The sequence below is a fragment of the Agrobacterium sp. genome, from assembly GCF_059499945.1.
Genome location: NZ_JCABZP010000014.1, coordinates 500,630 through 521,644, shown reverse-complemented (window position 1 = coordinate 521,644; position 21,015 = coordinate 500,630). Strand labels below are relative to the sequence as shown.

The following is a 21,015-nucleotide window of genomic DNA, read 5'->3' as shown; positions in this document are numbered from 1 at the left end:
GCGGCGTCAGGGCTTCAGCAGGGATCCGCAGGCATGAACAGCATCGACGGAAGAAAATACTCCCCTCTCCCGGTAAGTCATTGTGACATATAGACTTATCGGGAGAGGGGAATGGTACGGTTGAGTGGGGTCGAACCACCGACCTCAGGTGCCACAAACCTGCGCTCTAACCAACTGAGCTACAACCGCACATGAAACGCCGAAGCGGCGTCACGGGGGGTGACATAAAAGGTGTTTCCCCCATTTGCAAGTGCCTCTTCGAATTTTGCGAAAAAAGGCGTCGAAAGGCAAGTTCTTTTCAATGGGCCGGGCTGACATGGAGAAGCCGCAGCGGCCTGTTGATGTTAACTCTATTTGGCGATTCATCCCGCAGATGGTGGACCCGGCAGCGCTGTGAAGTTATTTAAAATTCTGTTAACGTGATGCCTCGGCGGGTTTACGTTTTGCGCTTCATGAGGAAGCCGAAAGCCCGCAAGGTCCGGTAGTGCCAGAATAGGTTTCGACATGCCCGCCGTCCAGTATCCCTTTATCGATATCGCAGTACATGAACGGGTGCGTGAAGGTTTCGGGCGTGGCGCGGCCATGGCGCTGTTCTCGCTGGACCTTAAAAATGCCCTTTGGGCCAATGGCCGGGGTGCGGCGCTGTTCGGCACGCCGATGGTCTATGATTTTCTGGAACAGGGCCCGAAGCCACAGGACGTGACCTTCCGGCAATTGGCGGCCACGGCGGCGCGGCTTTCCAAAGCGGGCGACAGCCTGCCGTTTACCATTCGCGTCACATCGGGTTTCCGCAGCCTTGCCGTCACCGCGCGCGCGGAAATCATCGAGGCCGAGCCCGGTCAGCCGGCCATCCTGTTTTCGGCCCTTACCGATCAGGCCGCACCCGACACGGCAGAATGCGCCCGGCGCATGATCGAAGGTTTTGACGATCCCGATATCCATATGGCGGTTCTGAACGGCGCGAACGAGATTATCGCCGCCTCGCCCGGCTTTTCGTCGCTCGGTATCACGCCGCACACGGCGCGGACACTGGTGAAAATGGCAGCCGGCCAGTCCGGCCGTCTCGTCAAGCGGCCGGTGCCAACCGGCAAGGGCTATCTGCCCGCCGCTACCGGCCAGATCGCGGCATCGCCCGAACTGAACCTCATGTTCGTGGTCGAAACCGCGCTGGGCACACTCGACCCCGTTAATGGTTTTGCGGAAGACAGGCCGCAGGAAACGCCCACCGCCGCCGAACCCGCCTTGCCGGTTGCGGAGGCCGCGCCTGCTGTCGCAACAGCCGCCTCCTTCGATTCCGTGCTCGATGCCGTCGCTGGCATCGAAGATGTGGAAGAGGTGCAGGAACTGCTGGCCGATCCCGAAGAGGAAGTGGCAGCACAGCAGGATGAGAACAGCCTTCTGACGTTGCCGGAAATCGGAGCGGAGACCCCGGCGGAGCTTTCCGCGCAGGAGGCCGACGCCGCCGCTGATATGGCGATGACTGACGACATCGCCGATCTTTTCGAACTTGATGAAGATGAATCAGAGGCTCCCTTAACCGAGCGGGCGATCGTCGACGCCCCTGCCGAAGAGGCCCGGGCCGAAGAAAGCGCAGTTGCGAACGATGAAATCCTCGAAACCGCAGCGGCAGAAGCTGCTCCTGCGGCGGATGAGGAGATAACGACGGAGACCGAGGAGACAGACAACGGCGCTGGCGCAGAAGCACAGCCTTTTGTCTTCAATGCTGGTGCACGCGCTTCCCGTTTCGTCTGGAAAATCGACGCCGAAGGACGTTTCAGCTCGATCTCGCATGAGTTTGCGGAAGCCGTGGGCGCCAAGGCTGCTGCCGTCGAAGGCATGGGCTTTGCCGATGTCGCGGCCCTGTTCAATCTCGATCCCGACGGCAAGATCCGCGAGCTTCTCGGCCGTCGCGACACCTGGTCGGGCAAGACGATCTATTGGCCGGTGGAAGGCACATCGCTGATGGTGCCGATCGATCTCGCCGCCCTGCCCACCTATACGCGCTCACGCGAATTCGACGGTTTCCGCGGTTTCGGTATCGTGCGGCTTGCCGATGCCACCGAAGACCCGCATGCCACGGGCCTTACCTTCCTCGATGGCGAAGAGGCCGATCCGGTAGAAGCACTACCGCAGCCGTCTATCGAGGATGAAAGCCACGAATTGCTGGCCTTTATCGATGAGGATGACGACGAAGGCGGCGATTCCGGTGAGGATGAGGCCCCGGCAACGGACCTCGATGCGGCAGACGGCGCATCGGATGCGGTCCCTGTCGAAGAACCGCACCTTGATTATACCCCGCCGGAATTCGAAGCGCCTGTCATAGCGCCGGCGCTGGAGCCAACCTATTCCGACAAGGTCGTCCATCTGGAGGAGCGCCGTTCCCGCTCCCGCGAGGGCCTGACCGCAGGCGAGCAGGCTGCCTTCCGCGAAATCGGCCGGGCTCTGGCGCCGGCGGATACTGCTTCGGAGGAAAACCCGGGCACAGATGCGGAGACCATTTCCGCCGAGCCGGCAGGGCAGGATATCCAGCAGGATATCGTTGCGGATGCGCCGGAAAGCGCACCCTTCGATACGAAAAATGACGAAAAGACGAACGAACCGGCGGAAGAAGACGATCTTTTTGCGGACTATGTTCGTGGCGAGCAGCCCGCGACCATTCGCGCAGCGGCGGATGAAAGCGGCTCTGACGAAAAGCAGGAGACTGCAATTGACGAGCAGCCGACTGCCGATATTGCCGCCTCCATGGTCAGCCCGTCCGTTCGCCCCGCAAATGCGTTGACGGCCGAGACGCTGGACCAGATGCCCGTTGCGCTTCTGGTGCATGCCGGCGACAGGCTGATCCACGCCAATCCGGATTTTCTGCGGTTGACGGGATATGGTTCTCTCGCCGAACTGCAAGATGTCGGCGGGCTGGAAGCGCTGCTGCAGCGGCAGGATCTGGAGGACATGCCGGACAATGAGGGCGGCATGGTCGTCGTCAGCGCCGAAAACGACATCATTCCGGTCAAGGCGCGGCTACAATCCATCCGCTGGGAAGAAACCAAGGCGCTGATGCTGTCGCTGGTGCCGCTTGAGGAAAAGCAGGCGCCGGTTGCGGCCGCCAACGAAAACATAGCGGCCGGCGACATCGAAAATGCGGAAGCAGGCAGCCTCTCCCTCCTGCAGGGCGAAGTGGAGGAACTGCACTCCATTCTGGAAACCGCCACCGATGGCGTGGTGCTTCTGGGAGACGAAGGCGAAATCCGCTCGCTCAACCGTTCCGCCAGCGCGCTGTTCAATTATGATAATGGCGAAATCGCCGGCAAACCTTTCGTCACCCTCTTTGCCCATGAGAGCCAGCGCGCCGTGCTGGACTATCTTTCCGGCCTTGCCAATAACGGTGTCGCGAGCGTGCTGAATGATGGCCGCGAAGTGATCGGCCGCGAGGCATCCGGCGGCTTCCTGCCGCTGTTCATGACCATCGGCCGGCTTAAATCCTCGCATGGCTATTGCGTTGTCATCCGTGATATCACCCAGTGGAAGCGCACGGAAGAGGAACTGCGCAACGCCAAGCGGGCGGCGGAAACCGCCAATGCCCACAAGACCGATTTCCTCGCGCGCGTCAGCCATGAAATCCGCACGCCGCTCAACGCCATCATCGGCTTTGCCGACATGATGGCGACTGAACGCTTCGGGCCTATCGGCCATTCGCGCTATGTGGAATATTCCAATGATATCGGCCGCTCCGGCCGGCATGTGCTCGATATCGTCAATGATCTCCTCGATATTTCGAAGATCGAGGCCGGGCAGATGGATGTGGATTTCATCGCCGTGCCGCTGAACGAGACGGTGGCCGAGGCGGTGTCGCTGGTGCAGCCGCAAGCCAATAACCAGCGTGTCATTATCCGCACGGCCCTTGCGCAATCTGTGCCGCAGATCGTCGCCGACCTGCGCTCGATCAAGCAGATCGTGCTGAACATCCTGTCGAACGCCATCCGTTTCACGCCATCAGGCGGCCAGATCGTCGTTTCCACAGCCTATGAAGCCAATGGCAGCGTGTCGCTGCGCATCCGCGATACCGGCATCGGCATGACGCGCGCGGAACTGGAGCAGGCCATGAAGCCGTTCCGGCAAGTGGCCTCTTCCGGCAAACGTGTGCGGGGCGACGGCACCGGGCTCGGCCTGCCGCTGACCAAGGCCATGGTGGACGCCAACCGTGCGAATTTCTCCATCACCTCGACGCCAAATGAAGGAACGCTGGTGGAAATCACCTTTCCGTCGCAGCGGGTTCTTGCCAACTGACGTCATGCGGGCGTAGCAATGCGAAAGCCGCCGGCTGAAGGATCAGTCGGCTAAGGCTTTTGCAAGACAGCAGGCTCGCATGCCCATGACGGCTCCCCTTCCCGCGACAAAACGCGTTTCGCTATTGCCGATTGCGGCCATCATCGTCGCAGCCATTGCCGCCATGCCCATTCTGGCGATCTTCTGGCTGGCGCTGACCGGCAGCACGGAGGGGTGGCAGCATCTTCTCGCCAATGTTCTGCCGCGCGCCGGCTTTCGCACCTTCATGCTGCTGGGGATGACGGCCGCGACGACGGCATTTTTCGGTATTGTCTGCGCCTGGCTCATCACCACATTCGAGTTTCCGCTGCGACGACTATTGTCGGCAGCACTTGTCCTGCCGCTCGCCATTCCGTCCTATCTGGCAGCCTATGCGTTCGGTGAGTTTCTCGACTTTACCGGCCCGGTGCAGAGCACCCTTCGCGACGTCTTCGGTTATCACAGCATCCGCGATTACTGGTTTCCGGATATACGCTCGCTCGGCGGTGCTGTCATCGTTCTGAGCTCGGTACTCTATCCCTATGTCTATCTCTCGGCGCGCGCCGCCTTTTCCATGCAGGGACGTTTTGCGGCTGATGCGGCCCGCACGCTTGGCGCAAGGCCTCTGAACGTGTTCTTCTCCGTGCAATTGCCGATGGCGCGGCCGGCGATTGCCATCGGCCTGTCGCTGGTATTGATGGAGACGCTGAACGATATCGGCGCGGTCGAATATCTCGGCGTCCAGACGCTGACCTTCACCATTTACGAGACCTGGCTTAACCGCGGCAATCTTGCCAATGCGACCCAGATCGCCGCCGTCATCCTCATCATCGTCGGTGCACTGATCGTCATCGAACGCAACGCCCGCGAAAAACAGCGCTTCGGCGCGCCGAAGGCGACAAGCATGGCGCAGCGCCACCGGCTGAAGGCGCTGACCGGCTGGCGGCGCTGGTGCGCCGGCCTGTTCTGCTTCGTACCCGTGGCGAGCGGATTCTTCATTCCGGTGATCGTGCTCGGCGGTTACGCAGCAAAGAGGCTCGACGCGCTGTTCTCCCCGAAGCTTCTGAAAGCGCTCGGACACAGTCTCGAAGTCTCGCTTTCCGCCGCCTTCGTGACGCTGATTGCCGCTTTTGTGTTTTCCTATGCCATCCGCACCGAGCGCTCGCGTACCTCCAAGGTCGCCGCCCGCTTCGGCTCAATGGGATATGGCGTGCCGGGAACCGTGCTCGCCATTGGCGTGCTCATTCCGCTGGCCAGCCTCGATAACGGCGTCGACGGGTTCATCCGTTCCCATTTCGGCTTTTCCAGCGGCCTGCTACTATCAGGCACCGCCTTCGCCATCATCTATGCCCATGCCGTGCGCTTCATGACCATGGCGGAAGGCACGCTCGATGCCGGTTTCCAGAAGCTCTCGCCGCATATCGACATGGCCTCGCGAACGCTTGGGCGCAACCGGGCACAGACGCTGTTCAAGGTGCTGTTGCCGAACATGCGGCCGGCCGCGCTGACTGCTTTTCTTCTGGTGCTGATCGAATCCATGAAGGAATTGCCGGCCACCATCCTGCTCCGGCCTTTCGGTTTCAACACGCTGGCAACGCTGGTCTATGAGGATGCATCCCGCTCAAAGGTGCAGGATGCTGCCGTACCGGCGATCATCATCATTATCGCCGGGCTTGTTCCTGTGCTGCTGGTCTCGAAATCGATGGATCATCCGGAAAATCGCTGAATGGCATCGGCCGTCGCGGCAAAAAGAAAGGCGGCCTTGCGACCGCCTGTATTAGTTGTGCTTTTTTTCAACGAGAGAAAGGGGGACAACCTCGCGATATGGAAATTATCAATCCCGGCCATCAGAAATTTGACAGCCCTGCGTTGGGTTTACTTTCCGCCAACTCCTATTAACAAGCGGTTAAAACCAAAATCGAGCAATTACCGACGAAAATTCCTATTCTGAGACCGTAAAGCGCCGAAACTAAATTAAAAGTTCCTGAATTAATCGCGATTTCAACAGTAACGCGAGAAAATCGAAGAGGTCCGTTTGATCAGTGTCGAGCGGCGGCGTGTTCATCCCGCATCCGCTGCAACTCCGTGCGTTTGGATGCGATGGAGGCAACGATAACGCCGATGGTCACAAGCCCGATGAGGATCGTGCAGATGGCGTTGATTTCCGGTGTCACGCCAAGGCGGACCTGCGAGTAGATCTTGATCGGCAGCGTCGTCGCACCGGGGCCGGTGGCGAAGCTGGCGATGACAAGATCATCGAGCGACAGGGTGAAGGCCAGCATCCAGCCGGCGATAACGGCGGGGAATATCAAAGGCAGGGTGATGCGGAAGAAGGTCTTGACCGGCGGGCAGCCGAGATCGAGCGCCGCCTCCTCCAGACTGCGATCGAAGGTCAAAAGGCGCGACTGCACGACGATCGCCACGTAACACATGGTGAAGGTGGTGTGCGCAATGACCACGGTCCAGAAACCGCGATCCACCCCGACCGCCACGAAGAGCAGCAGCAGCGACAGGCCGGTAATCACCTCCGGCATGACGAGCGGCGCATAGATCATGCCGGAAAACAGTACCCGACCGGGGAAGCGGGCAAAGCGGGTGAGCGACAGCGCCGCCAGAGTGCCGAGGATGGTGCCGATGGTGGCGCTGAGGATACCGACGCGCAGCGTCACCCAGGCAGCGTCCATCAGCCCCTGGTTCGACCACATGGAGCGATACCATTGCAGCGAAAACCCGCCCCAGACGGTGACCAGCTTGGAGGCGTTGAAGGAATAAACGATCAGGATGATGATCGGGATATAGAGAAAGGCAAAACCGAGGGTGAGGACGGTGATGTCGAATTTTCCGCGCTTCATGGCCTCACCCCACCTTCTTCTGCTGGTTCTGGAAGATGGCGATGGGCACCACCAGCAACAGCAAAAGCAGCACGGCGACGGCGGATGCCAAAGGCCAGTCGCGGTTGCCGAAGAATTCCGTCCACAGCGTCTTGCCGATCATCAGCGTCTGCGCGCCGCCCAGGAGATCGGGGATGACGAACTCGCCCGTTATCGGGATGAAGCAGATCATCGACCCGGCTACGACGCCCGGCAGGGAGAGCGGAAACGTGATCTTCCAGAAGGCCTTCCATGGCGGGCAACCAAGATCGGCAGCAGCTTCCAGGAGCGTATTGTCGAGCTTTTCCAGCGCCGAATAAAGCGGCAGCACCATGAAGGGCAGATAGGAATAAACAATGCCGATGAAGATCGCCGTCTCGGTGCGGAAGATGTTGACCTGCTGGTCGGGCCCCAGAAGGCCGATCGACTGGAACAGCACCGTCAACAGGCCTTCGGGCTTCAGAATGCCGATCCAGGCGTAAACGCGGATCAGGAACGAAGTCCAGAACGGCAGGATCACCAGCATCACCAGCGTCGGGCGAATGGATGACGGTGCGCGCGCCATCGCCAGCGCCATGGGATAACCGATCAGCAGCAGCAGGAAGGTGGAGATGAAGGCGATGCGCAGCGACGACAGATAGGCGTCGATGTAGAGCGGGTCTTCCGTCAGGAACAGGTAATTTTCGAAATCCAGCTGCGAAAAGAATTCGCCGAGCTTCGAAAACCCTTCGAAGACCGGCGTATAGGGCGGCATGGAGATCGCCGTATCCGACAGCGAGATCTTGAAGATGATTAAGAAGGGTGCTGCGAAAAACAGCAGCAGCCAGAAATAGGGAACCGCGACAACCAGCCAGCGCCAGGGGCTTTGCCGGTTTTCGGGAGTGGTGATCGCCATGAAAGCCTCCCTCAGCGCGTCAGGACAAGGCCGGAATCCGGCCTCCAGTTCAGCCACACCATGTCGCCGAAGGTGATCGGGCGATCCACGAGACGCGAGACGTTCGCCTGCGCTGCACGGATGACGCGGCCATCGGCAAGCTTGACGATGAAGACCGAGAAGTCGCCGAGATAACCGATATCCCAGACCTCGCCATAGGCGGAGTTGACGCTGCTGTCGGCGGGCTGGTCTAGCGAGATGCGAACCTTTTCCGGGCGGATGGCGTAAGCGACCTCACTGCCGGTCGCGGCAGCACATTCCTGCTCCACCGCCACTTTCAGCCCTTCGCAATCCAGCGTCACCAGGCCGGGCTTGCCGATATCCGAGGCATTGTCGACGACCTTCGCGTCGAAAATATTGATGTCGCCGATGAAGTCGGCCACGTAACGGCTGTTCGGTGCCTCGTAAATCTCGGCCGGTGTCGCCACCTGCACGACGTTGCCTTTGTCCATGACAGCGATCCGGTCCGAAACCGTCATCGCCTCTTCCTGGTCATGGGTGACGATGAGGAAGGTGAGGCCGAGATTGGTCTGGATATCCATCAGCTCGAACTGCGTTTCTTCGCGCAGCTTCTTGTCGAGCGCGCCGAGAGGCTCATCGAGAAGAAGCACCTTCGGCCGCTTGGCAAGCGAACGCGCGAGCGCCACACGCTGCCGCTGGCCGCCGGAAAGCTGGCTGGGCTTGCGCTTGGCGAATTCCGTGAGCTTGACGAGGCGCAGCATTTCCTCGACGCGGGCGGCGACGTCCGCCTTGGGCAGACCATCCTGCTCCAGACCGAAAGCGACGTTCTTTTCCACCGACATATGCGGGAAAAGCGCATAGGACTGGAACATCATGTTGGTGGGGCGCTTATAGGGCGGAACGCCGGAAATATCCTTTCCCTGCAGCAGGATGCGGCCCTCAGTCGGTTCCTCGAAACCGGCGAGCATGCGCATCAGCGTGGTCTTGCCGCAGCCGGAGGGACCAAGCAGCGAGAAGAACTCGCGCTCGTAAATATCGAGCGTCAGATTATTGACGGCGACGAAATCGCCAAAACGTTTGGTGACGTTTTCAAAGCGGATGAAGGGCACCGCATCGGGATTGTCCCAAGGGCTAAATTTGCGTTTGACCGGCCCTAGAGTTTTCGCCATTCACCCTACCCTCAAATCCCGTTGGTCTTTCGAACGATGCTTCGGGGCGGGCGACACCGGCAGGTCGCGGGACCTGCCGGCAAAGGATTTGAGAAACAGGCCCGCCGGCCGTTCCTCAACCAGCGGGCGGAGGTCTTAGCTGCCGGTCTTGATCTGCGTCCAGACGCGGTTCAGCACGCGCTGTTCCTTCGGTCCGTAGGGCGAGATGGTGAAGAGCTTCTTCATAGTCTCCGCATTGGGATAGACAGCCGGGTTCTTGGCAACGGACTCATCCATCAGCGCCTGCGAAGCGAGGTTGCCATTGGCATACTGAACGTAGTTGGACGCCTTGGCGATGACTTCCGGCCGCATCAGATAGTTGATGAAGGTGTGGGCTTCCTCGACATTCTTGGCATCCGCGGGGATGGCAAGGTTGTCGAACCACATATAGGTGCCTTCCTTCGGGATGATGTAGTTCACCTCGACGCCGTTCTTGGCTTCCTCGGCACGGCTCTTCGCCTGCAGGATATCGCCCGACCAGCCGATGGTGATGCAGCTGTCGCCATTCGCGAGTTCGTCGATATAGGCGGAGGAGTTGAAGGTCTTCACAAAAGGACGGATCTTCGAATAGACCTCGCCACCGGCTTCCAGGTCGGCCGTTTCCTTGCTGTCGGGATTCTTGCCGAGATAATTCATGGCGATGGCGAAGGTTTCGTCCGACGCATCGAGAATATTGATACCGCAGGATTTCAGCTTTTCGGCATTTTCCGGCTTGAAGAGAATATCCCAGCTATCGACGGGAACATCGCCAAGCGCAGCCTTCACCTTGGCGACGTTATAACCGATGCCGGTGGTGCCCCACATGTAGTTCACGGCATATTCGTTGCCGGGGTCGTATTTCGCCAGACGCTCGGAGACCTCGGGCCACAGGTTCTTCAGATTCGGCAACTTGGACTTGTCGAGTTTCTGGAACACGCCGGCATTGATCTGGCGGGCAAGGAAGGGGCCGGTCGGCACCACGACATCATAACCGGAGCTGCCGGCCAGAAGCTTGGTTTCCACAAGTTCGTTGCTGTCGAACACGTCATAGACGACCTTGATACCGGTTTCCTTGGTGAAATCGGTAAGGATCGATTCGTCGATATAATCCGACCAGTTATAGACGTGGACGACCTTCTCCTGGGCCATTGCCGAGCCTGCTGCAACGAGCGCGGTGGTGAGAGCCAAGGTCAGACGGAGAGAACGGTTTTTCATGATGTCTCCTGTTAACGCATCCTCACGGTGGAAGCGTGATCCCCTTTTTTTGGAGAGACTAGAAAGGAAAACAAAAGGGAGCAAGCGGGAAATGTGCAGCACAGCATTTTCAACCAAATGTGTTCCGGCCGCAAAAAAGCGGATGGAAACACCTACTGGAAGTCGAAAACACTAAGGCCGGTCACCATTTCATCCAGCCCCAGCGGCCGTGTCAGCGGCGCTTCGGCGCGCGACAGACAGCCCTGCCTTTCGCACAGCCGGCACGAGGGGCCGACGGCAACGGGCGACGCACCCGAGGCGGCTGGGCCATAGACCGTCTCTCCCGCCTGAGCGAGATCGCAACCGACAAGCACGGCCGTTCGCCGCACCCTCTCGCCGAAACCCGCCTGCGGGCCTTCCAGTGTGCGCGAAACCGTGAGGAAGGCATCACCGTCAGGCATCTCCACCGCCTCCACCAGCACCTGCCCCGGCTGGGCGAAGGCGGCATGGATATTAAGCCGCGGACAGAGGCCGCCGAACCGCGCCCTCGGAAAACCACCGGCCCCTGCGAGGCGGAACCGGTTGCCGGCATTGTCGATCTCCATCAGGAAAAACGGTATTGCCGCAGCCGTTGGCCGTTGCAGGCTGACGAGGCGATTGGCGGCCTGCTCGAACGACACGTTGAAGCGCGACCGCAAAACATCAAGATCGTATTTCGCGCGCTGGGCGGCAGCAAGGAATGCGCCATAAGGCATCATCAGGGCATGGGCGGCATAACGCGCCAGCTCGAAGCGGGCGATGCGCTTTGCCTCCTCCCCTTTCAAACCAAGCCCGTCAAGCTCCGCGCCTATCTCTTCGCGAAGGGCCAGAAGACAGGTCTCCATGGCCATTTCCCTCAGCTGATCCGGCTGCGACAGGCGCTCGGATAAAAACAGCCGCATCGAATGGCGGTCATAACGCCTCCTGAGGTTCGGCATGGCGTGTACAGGCAAGGTTCTGACCACGATACCGTGGTTTTTCTGCAGCCATGCCCTCAGCCCGGAGGCGAGATCATCGCCCGCCGCCAATTGTTTATGGAGCTCTTCCGCCGCCGCATCGATGGCGTGGAAATAGGCCGACCGGTTTTCAAAGACATGCCGCACCTCGTCGATCGGCAGGCGGGTGGAGGAGAGCGCCGTTTCGTGCCCTTCCCGCGCCAGAAGATCGGAAAGGTCGGAAAGGCGCTGCGCCTGTTCCCGGTAGGCCCGGTAAAGCTTGAGGACACCGCTTGCCGCATTGGGCGCCGCATCTGCGACCTCGATCAGCTCCTGCGGCGACGGCACCTCACCCACCAGCAGCGGATCGGCGAAGACTTCACGCAATTGTCCGGCGGAACCGGCGCTCTCGCCCTGCAGATCATCAAGATCGACCTTATAGACAGAGGCGAGCTTCAAAAGCAGCTGCACGGTCAGCGGTCGCTGGTTGCGCTCGATGAGATTGAGATAGGACGGCGAAATCGCCAGCGCCTCGGCCATGGCCGTCTGCGTCAGCCCCAGCCCATTGCGAATGCGGCGCACGCGCGGGCCTGCAAAAATCTTGTTTTCCGACACCGTCTTGCCTCTCCATCCCGACGACTCATACAAGCCTGTTACAAACTCTCGGGGTGAATAGCTTTTACAAAATTTACAATTTTACAGCTCCACCCTGTCATGCATCCTACAGGATAACCTCTTTCAAGTCACTGTTTTTATGTTTGTTCTGGCGCTCAAATCTCCAAAAATGTAAATGTAGTCACATCGAACGGCGCTTCACAAAGTTGAAGGCAGCGCGTTTCCGAAACGGCATTTGTCAAGGGAGAGAGAAGTATGACGGATTTTTACAAACTTGTTCCGGGTGCACCGCAGGGACGCTTCGACGGCATCGAGCGCACTTACACCGCCGCGGATGTGGAGCGGCTGCGCGGCTCCGTCGAAATCCGCCATTCGCTGGCCGAAATGGGCGCGAACCGGCTGTGGAAGCTGATCAACGAGGAAAATTTCGTCAATGCGCTCGGCGCGCTTTCCGGCAACCAGGCCATGCAGATGGTTCGCGCCGGGCTGAAGGCGATCTATCTCTCGGGCTGGCAGGTTGCGGCGGATGCCAATACGGCGTCGGCCATGTATCCGGACCAGTCGCTTTATCCCGCCAATGCGGCGCCGGAGCTTGCAAAGCGCATCAACCGCACCCTGCAGCGCGCCGACCAGATCGAGACGGCGGAGGGCAAGGGCCTTTCGGTCGATACCTGGTTCGCGCCGATCGTTGCCGATGCGGAGGCCGGTTTCGGCGGGCCGCTCAACGCTTTCGAAATCATGAAGGCCTTCATCGAGGCGGGTGCGGCGGGTGTTCACTATGAAGACCAGCTGGCATCGGAAAAGAAGTGCGGCCATCTCGGCGGCAAGGTCCTGATCCCGACGGCGGCGCATATCCGCAACCTCACGGCGGCGCGGCTTGCGGCTGACGTCATGGGTGTGCCAACGCTGGTCATCGCCCGCACGGATGCGGAGGCCGCCAAGCTTCTGACCTCCGATATCGATGAGCGCGACCGTCCCTTCGTGGATTACGATGCCGGCCGCACCGTCGAGGGCTTTTATCAGGTCAAGAACGGTCTTGAGCCCTGTATTGCCCGCGCGGTGGCCTATGCACCCTATTGCGACCTGATCTGGTGCGAGACATCAAAGCCGGATCTCGAGCAGGCGCGCAGGTTTGCGGAAGGCGTGCACAAGGTGCATCCCGGCAAGAAGCTCGCCTACAATTGCTCGCCGTCGTTCAACTGGAAAAAGAACCTCGACGACGCGACGATTGCCAAGTTCCAGCGGGAACTGGGCGCAATGGGCTACAAGTTCCAGTTCATTACGCTCGCCGGTTTCCACCAGCTGAATTTCGGCATGTTCGAACTGGCGCGCGGTTACAAGGACCGGCAGATGGCGGCTTATTCCGAGCTTCAGGAAGCGGAATTCGCAGCAGAGGCCAATGGTTACACCGCCACCAAACACCAGCGCGAAGTCGGCACCGGCTATTTCGACGCCGTGTCGCTCGCAATCTCCGGCGGCACGTCTTCGACGACAGCCATGAAGGAATCCACCGAGCACGACCAGTTCCGCCCTGCGGCCGAATAAACCTCAAAAAACGCCCTTCCCGGTGACGGGAAGGGCTTGCAAACCGGATCAAGAACCCCAACCAATAAAGAGAGGAGAAATGCCATGAATGCCCACAACCCCATCAAGACCCACGTCAAGGAACGCGCCGAGGAGCAGTCCTCCGCCATGACGCAGGATCAGCAGGCCGCCATCCGCATGCTGGCCAATGATCTGCACCGCCTCAACCAGGCCGTCATGAAAGCCGTCGAGGCCGGTGTTTCCGTCGAGCTGGTCCGCTCGGCCCGCCACCATGGCGGCGGCGGCAACTGGGGAGATCTTCTGATTCCCGTCATCGTCGCGCAAGGGCGTGACGCCGCCTGAAGCGACAGCCTTTCTTTTATGCCGGGCGGCTCTTGCGCCCGGCATAAAGATCGGAATGCCCCTTGATCAGACGGGTCATCCGATCCGCCACCGTCCTGATATCGCGGCGGTGGCGATCGTCATTGTTCATGACGATCCATTGATTGTGGCGAAGGGTTTCCATCTCGTCACCTTCCCGGGCAAGCCGCGCATCCGCATCGCCCACGAAGCATGGAAGCACGGCGACGCCTGCCCCGGCCAGCACAAGATCGAGAAGCGCCGTCGGCCGGTTCACCGTTACCGCGATATCATTGCGGCGGTTCTCATGCGGCCAGCGCAGATAGGTTGAAATGGCGTTTTCCTCCGCCACCGCCAGCCAGCGGTCGGCGACGGCAGTGGCGGCGTTGCGCAGCCTGTAGGGCGCATAAGCCACCTCTCCCGTCTTGATGGCGGCGAGGTTCTTTTCCTGCGGCTCGAAAGCGCGAATGCCGATGTCATTCTCGCGATGCGCCAGAGACGCCCTCTGTTCGGCAATGAAAAGATCGATGCGGAAATCGTCGCGGTCGGTGCAGATGGCGGAGAAGTTGCCGGTCAGCAGCCAGGCGTTCCAGGTGCCGACGGCGATGCGCACCACGGATGAGGCGGACGACGCCTTCTGCCATCCCTCGATATCCCTGGCTGCATTCTCCATTGCCATAAGCCGGTCGAACAGCGCACGGCCATCCGCCGTCAGGGCGTATCCCGTCTGGCTGCGCAGAAACAGAGCCTTGCCGATACGCTCCTCCAGTTCGATCATGCGCCGTCCGATGGTCGCGGGGCTCAAACCCGTTATCACCGCGGCCCCGGTCAGGCCGCCGCTGCGTGACACATCGAGGAAAAGCTGGTAGGAATCCCAGGTGACGTTTTTCATGGATGAAAAATGTAGCGCATTTTCTTGCGCAGATAAATCAAAAAACGGCGCGCATCATGGCCCCTCCGCATTAGAAGGAGAGCGACATGCATGCGATTTTTGCAGCACGGGCCATCATCGAAAACCAGCAACCGCGCACGCGGCGCGAAGCCATTCTGCAGGAAGAGAAATTTTATGCCGATATGGCCGAGGCATCTCGGCCGTGGCGGTTTTTCCGCACAGTCATCGGCTTGATGAAGACGACGAGCCGCCGATCAATAAAAGAGGGCGATCAGGGCTGCCATAGCACCGGCTGCGATAAGGCTCAGGCGAAAGGCCAGCTGCCGGCTCTCGCTTTGGGCGCGGGCGATGGCAATGGCGCGAGGGCGGCGATGTGCTGTTCTGTTCATGCGCGGGTTCCTGACGAAAAACTCAACCGACCCATGCCCTGTTAAGGCGTCCAGCATGACTTCATGTGCAGCGGGATCATAGGGCGATCCGGCTTTGCTGGCATCTGGTCAGGATGACCCCACGCCCGTTAACAAGGTCTTAACGGGTAAGGTCTCAGGCGAATTCGCCTGCCGCCTGACCAGAGGCCCAGGCCCACTGGAAATTATAACCGCCGAGCCATCCGGTCACATCAACACATTCGCCAATGAAATAAAGCCCGGCCACGGATTTCGCCGCCATGCTGCGGGAATCGAGGCCGGTCGTATCCACCCCGCCGAGTGTGACTTCCGCCGTGCGATAACCTTCGGAACCGGCGGGCTTGATCTGCCAGTCCTGCACCTCGCCCGCAAGCTTCGCCAGCACCTTGTCGGACATATCGGCCAGATGGCCGGTGAGGCCGGATTGTTCGACGACATGCTGGGCAAGACGCTTCGGCAGGATTTCCGACAAAGCGGTCTGGGGTGACTGCCGACCGTTCTTCTGTTTCGCCTGCTTCAGAAGCGCGGCTATATCGCGATGCGGCTCAAGCTTCAGGCTGACCACATCACCCTCGCGCCAGTAGGATGAGATTTGCAGGATCGAGGGCCCGCTCAAACCGCGATGGGTGAAGAGCAGCGCTTCCTCAAACGAGGTCTTGCCATGGGAAACCTCAGCCGGAACCGCGACGCCGGCAAGCGGGCTCAGCTTTTCCAGCAAAGCGGGATCGAGCGTCAGCGGCACGAGACCGGGGCGCGTCTCGATGAGCTTGAGGCCGAATTGCTCGGCGATCTGGTAGGCGAAACCGGTCGCGCCCATTTTCGGGATCGACTTACCGCCCGTCGCCACAACGACGCTTTCCGCCTCGATGACGCCGCCTGATGTCGTGACGCGAAACCGCCCACCGTCATGGGTGACGGCCGAGACTGACGTTTCGAGCCGCAGCTTCGCATTGACCGCCTGCATTTCGCCAAGCAGCATGCGGATGATATCCTTGGCGCTGTCGTCACAGAAAAGCTGGCCGAGCGTCTTTTCATGCCAGGCGATGCGGTGTTTTTCGACAAGGGCAATGAAATCGCGCGGCGTATAACGGGCGAGAGCGGATTTGGCGAAATGCGGATTGGCGGAGAGATAATTCTTCGGCCCGGCATGGATATTGGTGAAGTTGCAGCGGCCGCCGCCGGAGATGCGGATCTTTTCGCCCGGCGCCTTCGCATGGTCGAGAATGACGACGGAGCGGCCGCGCTGGCCGGCGCGGATGGCGCACATCATGCCGGCGGCGCCCGCCCCCAAAATCAGCACGTCACATTTCTCTGTCATCATTCCATCCGATCCGTTTCCTTTCCTCTTTTCGAAGTGCCGCCGCTTGTCAATGGCGCTTTCCCCCTCGCCAATTGCCAAACTACGGTTATGATGGCGCCAGTCGAAACACAGACCCGGTGATACATGCCCCCGAAGAAAACCATGCTCCGCCCGAAGAAACAGGCAACCATGGCAAAGACACCTCCCCTCGACCTCTCCTCCACCCGTGGCGTTTCCTCCTGGCGCGAAGCCGCGCAATGGCTGAGGGCGCGCGGTATCGAAGACATAGAATGCATCACCCCCGATCTTGCCGGCGTTGCGCGCGGCAAGATGATGCCGACGGCAAAGTTCACGGGCGACACCTCGCTTGCCCTGCCCTCCGCGCTCTACCGCCATACGATTTCAGGCGAATATCCTGATGAGACCGCGAATTTCCGTTACGAGCCGCGCGACAGCGACCTGAAGCTGGTGCCTGATCTTTCCACACTCTCCGTCGTGCCGTGGGAGAGCGACCCGACCGCGCAGGTGATCTGCGACGTCGTGGATGCGGAAGGCAATTTCGTTCCCTATACGCCGCGCAACGTGCTGAAGAACGTGCTGTCGCTTTATACGGAAAAGGGCTGGAAGCCGGTCGTCGCACCCGAAATCGAATTCTACCTCGTCGCCATGAATGACGACCCGGATTATCCGCTGCATCCGCCGAAGGGCCGGTCCGGCCGCTCCATTGTCGGCGGGCAGAGCTATTCCATCGCCGGCATCAACGAGTTCGACGAGCTGATCGACGATATCTATCACTTCTCGGAAAAGCAGGGCCTCGAGATCGATACGCTCATCCACGAGGAAGGCCCGGCGCAGCTGGAGATCAACCTGCGCCACGGCGACCCCATCGAGCTTGCCGATCAGGTTTTCCTGTTCAAGCGCACCATCCGCGAGGCGGCGCTGAAGCACGGCATCTACGCTACCTTCATGGCCAAGCCGATGCAGGGCCAGCCGGGTTCGGCCATGCATATTCACCAGTCGGTGGTGGAAATCGACAGCGGCCGCAATATTTTCTCGAACAAGGATGGCGGCCCTTCCAAGGAGTTCTTTTCCTTCGTCGGCGGCATGCAGCGTTACGTTCCGAACGCGCTTGTCATGCTCGCGCCATATGTGAATTCCTATCGCCGCCTGACGCCTGATATGGCCTGCCCGGTCAACAATGCCTGGGGTTACGACAACCGCACGACCGCCTTCCGCGTGCCGATTTCCGGCCCGCAGGCGCGGCGCGTCGAAAACCGCCTGCCGAGTTCGGACGCCAATCCCTACCTCGCGCTTGCCGCCTCGCTCGGCTGCGGCTGGCTCGGCATCGTCAACAATATCGAACCGACCGAACCGACCGCCGAGACGGCCAATGAAGGCTCCATCGACCTGCCGCGCGGGCTTCTGGAGGCCGTGGCGCTGCTGGAAGGCGAAGAACAGTTCGAGCGGGTGTTTGGCCATGAATTCGTGGGCCTTTATGCGGGCCTGAAACGCGGGGAGTTCGAGACCTTCATGCAGGTCATCAGCCCCTGGGAGCGCGAGTTCCTGCTTCTCAACGTGTGAGGAACCACGAGCATGACATGGCAAAGCCCGATTGCGCCGGGAATTTCCTGGTATCAGGCAACCGTCGGCGAGCGGCCGGACTATCCTGCCCTCGATGGATCGAAGCAAGTTGATGTCGCGATCATCGGCGGCGGTTATACCGGCCTTCAGGCCGCCTGTAACCTCGCCGAAAACGGCGTCTCCGTCGCCCTCATCGAGGCGCATCGTTTTGGTGATGGCGCTTCCGGCCGCAACGGCGGCCAGTTCGGCACCGGCCAGCGCTCCTTTCCGGACGAAATGGAGGCCGAGATCGGCTTCGAGCAATCGAAGCTGCTGTTCGACATTGCCGAGGACGCCAAGAATTACGTGCGCGATTTCGCAAGCAGCCGCGGCATCGACATGGAATATCTGCCGGGGCAGCTCTATGTGGCGCACAAGGCGGCTTACGAGGACGATTATCGCAGAAGCGCGGACGCGATGAACAATCGCTACGGCTATCCGCATATTTCCTATATGGAGCGTGGTGAAGCGCGCAAACGCGTCGGCTCCACCCATTATTTCGGCGGCACGCGCGACACCGGCACCGGCCACATTCACCCGCTGAAGCTGCTGGTCGGGCTGGCGAAGGCGGCGCAAGCGGCAGGTGCCGCCATTTATGAGATGACCCCCGCCAAGTCCATCCGGCAGGCGGGCGGCAAGACCATCATCGAGACGCCCTTCGGCACGATCACCGCGCCGCGGGTACTGATCGCCACCAATGCCTATATTGGCAATCTGGAACCGGTAACGGCCGCCCACATCATGCCGATCCGCTCCTTCATCGGCGCCACCGCACCGCTCGACGCCTATCCTGATATCATCCCCGGCAAGGAAGCGGTCGCCGATTCCCGCTTCGTGGTGCGTTATTTCCGCAAGACGGCTGACAACCGGCTGCTGTTCGGCGGGCGCGAGGCCTATACGGCCGATGCGCCACGCGATATTTCCAGCCATATCCGCCGGCAGATCGCCGAGATTTATCCCGAGCTGAAGGCTGTCGAAATCACCCATTCCTGGGGCGGCTCCGTCGGCATTACCCTGCCGCGCAAGGTCTTCGTGCGCGACGTCATGCCCGGCGTCACTTCCATCGGCGGTTATTCTGGCCATGGGGTGATGCTGTCGAATTATTGCGGCAAGCTCTATGCCGATCTGGTTCTCGGCAAAAAGGACATGCTGGCGCCCTTCGCACGGCTGAAGGTGCCGTCTTTCCCCGGCGGGGCATCGCTGCGTGCGCCGCTGCTTTTCCTGGCGCTCTCGTGGTACGCGCTGCGAGACAGGTTTTAGGGCAATGTTTATAGACTGTTACCGGCGGCGGGCGAGTTGGCGGAAGCAAAATTCATAATTTCACATAACTGAGTCTGGCATTTTTAAATCGATTAGATTATTGATGCCCCCAACCCTTGAAGATCGAGAGAATCGATATGAGCAGTCAGATCATTCCTGTTGAACCTTTTGATTGTGTCGTTTTCGGCGGCACGGGCGATCTTGCCGAGCGCAAGCTTCTGCCGGCCCTTTATCACCGGCAGGTCGAAGGCCAGTTCACGGAGCCGACCCGCATCATCGGTGCGTCGCGTTCGGTCATGACCCATGAGGAATATCGCAAATTCGCGCAGGACGCTCTGAAAGAGCACCTGAAGGCCGGCGAATATGACGACGCACAGGTTGCCGTGTTCCTGAACAGGCTTTTCTACGTGCCTGTTGATGCCAAGGGCAACAATGGCTGGGACGTGCTGAAGAAGCTGCTGGACGAAGGCAAGGAGCGCGTGCGCGCCTTCTATCTGGCTGTCGCGCCGGGCATTTTCGGCGATATCGCCGACAAGATCCGCGAACACAAGCTGATCACCCGCTCGACCCGCATCGTCGTTGAAAAGCCGATCGGCCGCGATCTGGCCTCTGCCCAGGAACTCAACGACACGATCGGTCACGTCTTCAAGGAAGAGCAGATCTTCCGTATCGACCACTATCTCGGCAAGGAGACGGTGCAGAACCTGATGGCGCTGCGTTTCGCCAACGCGCTTTATGAGCCGCTGTGGAATTCCGCCCATATCGACCACGTCCAGATCACCGTTGCCGAAGCGGTGGGCCTCGAAGGCCGCGCCGGTTATTACGACAAGGCCGGCGCGCTGCGCGACATGGTGCAGAACCACATTCTGCAATTGCTTTGCCTCGTCGCCATGGAACCGCCCGCTTCCATGAAATCGGAGGCGGTGCGCGACGAGAAGCTGAAGGTCCTGCGCTCGCTGAAGCCGATCGACACCAGCAACGTCGAAAAGCTGACTGTGCGCGGCCAGTACCGCGCTGGCGCTTCCGCAGGTGGCCCGGTCAAGGGCTATCTGGAAGAGCTCGAAGGCGGCGTTTCCAACACCGAAACCTTTGTCGCCATCAAAGCTGAAATCGCCAACTGGCGCTGGGCCGGCGTTCCCTTCTACATCCGCACCGGCAAGCGACTTGCGACCCGCGTTTCGGAAATCGTCGTCACCTTCAAGCAGATCCCGCATTCGATCTTCGACGATGCGGCCGGCAAGATCGAGGCCAACAAGCTGGTCATTCGCCTGCAGCCGGATGAAGGCGTCAAACAGTCGCTCCTCATCAAGGACCCCGGCCCGGGCGGCATGCGCCTGCGTCAGGTTTCGCTGGACATGAGCTTTGCCGAAGCCTTCAACGTACGCAGCCCCGATGCCTATGAGCGGCTGTTGATGGACACCATCCGCTCCAACCAGACGCTGTTCATGCGCCGCGACGAGGTCGAGGCCGCGTGGGACTGGATCGATCCCATTCTCAAGAGCTGGGAAGAGCTGGGACAGGGCGTGCAGGGTTATACCGCTGGCACCTGGGGCCCGAGCGGCTCGATCGCACTGATCGAGCGTGACGGTCGCACCTGGCACGATGCCGATTGAGGGCG

Annotated in this window: 15 protein-coding genes and 1 tRNA gene; 8 read left to right on the top strand and 8 right to left on the bottom strand. The window is 60.2% G+C overall.

Annotation, left to right across the window (positions count from 1 at the left end; genetic code table 11):
• Positions 1 to 112: 112 nt before the first annotated feature.
• Positions 113 to 189, bottom strand: a tRNA-His gene (locus AC5I5B_RS14250).
• Positions 190 to 504: 315 nt separating this feature from the next.
• Between AC5I5B_RS14250 and AC5I5B_RS14245 the strand changes: the two genes are divergently transcribed.
• Together AC5I5B_RS14245 and AC5I5B_RS14240 are read left to right on the top strand one after the other, a co-directional pair.
• Positions 505 to 4,281, top strand: a complete 3,777-nt coding sequence (locus AC5I5B_RS14245; RefSeq protein WP_111833702.1) for an ATP-binding protein — start codon at positions 505 to 507, stop codon at positions 4,279 to 4,281.
• A 79-nt stretch (positions 4,282 to 4,360) separates the two neighbouring features.
• The gene (locus AC5I5B_RS14240; protein WP_162695460.1) at positions 4,361 to 6,025 is read left to right on the top strand and encodes an ABC transporter permease; all 1,665 of its coding nucleotides are present in this window, start codon (positions 4,361 to 4,363) and stop codon (positions 6,023 to 6,025) included.
• A gap of 313 nt (positions 6,026 to 6,338) precedes the next feature.
• On the opposite strand, the gene AC5I5B_RS14235 is transcribed toward AC5I5B_RS14240, so the two are convergent.
• The 5 genes from AC5I5B_RS14235 to AC5I5B_RS14215 form a co-directional block, all read right to left on the bottom strand.
• A complete protein-coding gene (locus tag AC5I5B_RS14235) occupies positions 6,339 to 7,151 on the bottom strand; it encodes an ABC transporter permease (protein ID WP_020010469.1) in 813 nt (270 codons plus the stop codon).
• A gap of 4 nt (positions 7,152 to 7,155) precedes the next feature.
• Positions 7,156 to 8,064: an ABC transporter permease subunit gene (locus AC5I5B_RS14230; protein WP_003503296.1), complete on the bottom strand. Its 909-nt coding sequence runs from the start codon at positions 8,062 to 8,064 to the stop codon at positions 7,156 to 7,158.
• Positions 8,065 to 8,075: 11 nt separating this feature from the next.
• On the bottom strand, positions 8,076 to 9,233 hold the full coding sequence (locus tag AC5I5B_RS14225; protein ID WP_111833703.1) for an ABC transporter ATP-binding protein: 1,158 nt from the start codon (positions 9,231 to 9,233) through the stop codon (positions 8,076 to 8,078).
• A 135-nt stretch (positions 9,234 to 9,368) separates the two neighbouring features.
• A complete protein-coding gene (locus AC5I5B_RS14220) occupies positions 9,369 to 10,466 on the bottom strand; it encodes a polyamine ABC transporter substrate-binding protein (protein ID WP_003503300.1) in 1,098 nt (365 codons plus the stop codon).
• Between the two features lie 152 nt (positions 10,467 to 10,618).
• The gene (locus AC5I5B_RS14215; RefSeq protein WP_003503301.1) at positions 10,619 to 12,034 is read right to left on the bottom strand and encodes a helix-turn-helix domain-containing protein; all 1,416 of its coding nucleotides are present in this window, start codon (positions 12,032 to 12,034) and stop codon (positions 10,619 to 10,621) included.
• A 255-nt stretch (positions 12,035 to 12,289) separates the two neighbouring features.
• Between AC5I5B_RS14215 and aceA the strand changes: the two genes are divergently transcribed.
• Positions 12,290 to 13,579: an isocitrate lyase gene (gene aceA / locus AC5I5B_RS14210; protein WP_003503303.1), complete on the top strand. Its 1,290-nt coding sequence runs from the start codon at positions 12,290 to 12,292 to the stop codon at positions 13,577 to 13,579.
• Between the two features lie 84 nt (positions 13,580 to 13,663).
• Positions 13,664 to 13,921: an SMc00767 family acetate metabolism repressor gene (locus tag AC5I5B_RS14205; protein WP_004432604.1), complete on the top strand. Its 258-nt coding sequence runs from the start codon at positions 13,664 to 13,666 to the stop codon at positions 13,919 to 13,921.
• Between the two features lie 16 nt (positions 13,922 to 13,937).
• Here the strand turns inward: AC5I5B_RS14205 and AC5I5B_RS14200 are convergent, their stop codons facing one another.
• Positions 13,938 to 14,810 carry a LysR family transcriptional regulator gene (locus tag AC5I5B_RS14200; protein WP_060722914.1) on the bottom strand — a complete coding sequence of 291 codons (873 nt, stop codon included), beginning with the start codon at positions 14,808 to 14,810 and terminating at the stop codon, positions 13,938 to 13,940.
• A gap of 86 nt (positions 14,811 to 14,896) precedes the next feature.
• Between AC5I5B_RS14200 and AC5I5B_RS14195 the strand changes: the two genes are divergently transcribed.
• Positions 14,897 to 15,244, top strand: a complete 348-nt coding sequence (locus tag AC5I5B_RS14195; protein ID WP_111833704.1) for a hypothetical protein — start codon at positions 14,897 to 14,899, stop codon at positions 15,242 to 15,244.
• 109 nt (positions 15,245 to 15,353) lie between these two features.
• On the opposite strand, the gene AC5I5B_RS14190 is transcribed toward AC5I5B_RS14195, so the two are convergent.
• The gene (locus tag AC5I5B_RS14190; RefSeq protein WP_111833705.1) at positions 15,354 to 16,538 is read right to left on the bottom strand and encodes a BaiN/RdsA family NAD(P)/FAD-dependent oxidoreductase; all 1,185 of its coding nucleotides are present in this window, start codon (positions 16,536 to 16,538) and stop codon (positions 15,354 to 15,356) included.
• A gap of 123 nt (positions 16,539 to 16,661) precedes the next feature.
• Between AC5I5B_RS14190 and AC5I5B_RS14185 the strand changes: the two genes are divergently transcribed.
• The 3 genes from AC5I5B_RS14185 (at position 16,662) to zwf (ending at position 21,010) form a co-directional block, all read left to right on the top strand.
• Positions 16,662 to 18,098 (top strand): glutamine synthetase family protein, encoded by a 1,437-nt coding sequence (locus tag AC5I5B_RS14185; RefSeq protein ID WP_020010462.1) that lies wholly within the window; start codon positions 16,662 to 16,664, stop codon positions 18,096 to 18,098.
• Between the two features lie 12 nt (positions 18,099 to 18,110).
• Positions 18,111 to 19,397 (top strand): NAD(P)/FAD-dependent oxidoreductase, encoded by a 1,287-nt coding sequence (locus AC5I5B_RS14180; RefSeq protein WP_060722910.1) that lies wholly within the window; start codon positions 18,111 to 18,113, stop codon positions 19,395 to 19,397.
• A 137-nt stretch (positions 19,398 to 19,534) separates the two neighbouring features.
• Positions 19,535 to 21,010: a glucose-6-phosphate dehydrogenase gene (zwf, locus tag AC5I5B_RS14175; RefSeq protein ID WP_026363666.1), complete on the top strand. Its 1,476-nt coding sequence runs from the start codon at positions 19,535 to 19,537 to the stop codon at positions 21,008 to 21,010.
• Positions 21,011 to 21,015: the final 5 nt, after the last annotated feature.

Bases quoted from the DNA above. Each gene is read 5' to 3' on its own strand.
- AC5I5B_RS14245 (WP_111833702.1), top strand. From the start codon at position 505: ATGCCCGCCGTCCAGTATCCCTTTATCGATATCGCAGTACATGAACGG.
- AC5I5B_RS14240 (WP_162695460.1), top strand. From the start codon at position 4,361: ATGCCCATGACGGCTCCCCTTCCCGCGACAAAACGCGTTTCGCTATTG.
- AC5I5B_RS14235 (WP_020010469.1), bottom strand. From the start codon at position 7,151: ATGAAGCGCGGAAAATTCGACATCACCGTCCTCACCCTCGGTTTTGCC.
- AC5I5B_RS14230 (WP_003503296.1), bottom strand. From the start codon at position 8,064: ATGGCGATCACCACTCCCGAAAACCGGCAAAGCCCCTGGCGCTGGCTG.
- AC5I5B_RS14225 (WP_111833703.1), bottom strand. From the start codon at position 9,233: ATGGCGAAAACTCTAGGGCCGGTCAAACGCAAATTTAGCCCTTGGGAC.
- AC5I5B_RS14220 (WP_003503300.1), bottom strand. From the start codon at position 10,466: ATGAAAAACCGTTCTCTCCGTCTGACCTTGGCTCTCACCACCGCGCTC.
- aceA (WP_003503303.1), top strand. From the start codon at position 12,290: ATGACGGATTTTTACAAACTTGTTCCGGGTGCACCGCAGGGACGCTTC.
- AC5I5B_RS14205 (WP_004432604.1), top strand. From the start codon at position 13,664: ATGAATGCCCACAACCCCATCAAGACCCACGTCAAGGAACGCGCCGAG.
- AC5I5B_RS14200 (WP_060722914.1), bottom strand. From the start codon at position 14,810: ATGAAAAACGTCACCTGGGATTCCTACCAGCTTTTCCTCGATGTGTCA.
- AC5I5B_RS14195 (WP_111833704.1), top strand. From the start codon at position 14,897: ATGCATGCGATTTTTGCAGCACGGGCCATCATCGAAAACCAGCAACCG.
- AC5I5B_RS14190 (WP_111833705.1), bottom strand. From the start codon at position 16,538: ATGATGACAGAGAAATGTGACGTGCTGATTTTGGGGGCGGGCGCCGCC.
- AC5I5B_RS14185 (WP_020010462.1), top strand. From the start codon at position 16,662: ATGCCCCCGAAGAAAACCATGCTCCGCCCGAAGAAACAGGCAACCATG.
- AC5I5B_RS14180 (WP_060722910.1), top strand. From the start codon at position 18,111: ATGACATGGCAAAGCCCGATTGCGCCGGGAATTTCCTGGTATCAGGCA.
- zwf (WP_026363666.1), top strand. From the start codon at position 19,535: ATGAGCAGTCAGATCATTCCTGTTGAACCTTTTGATTGTGTCGTTTTC.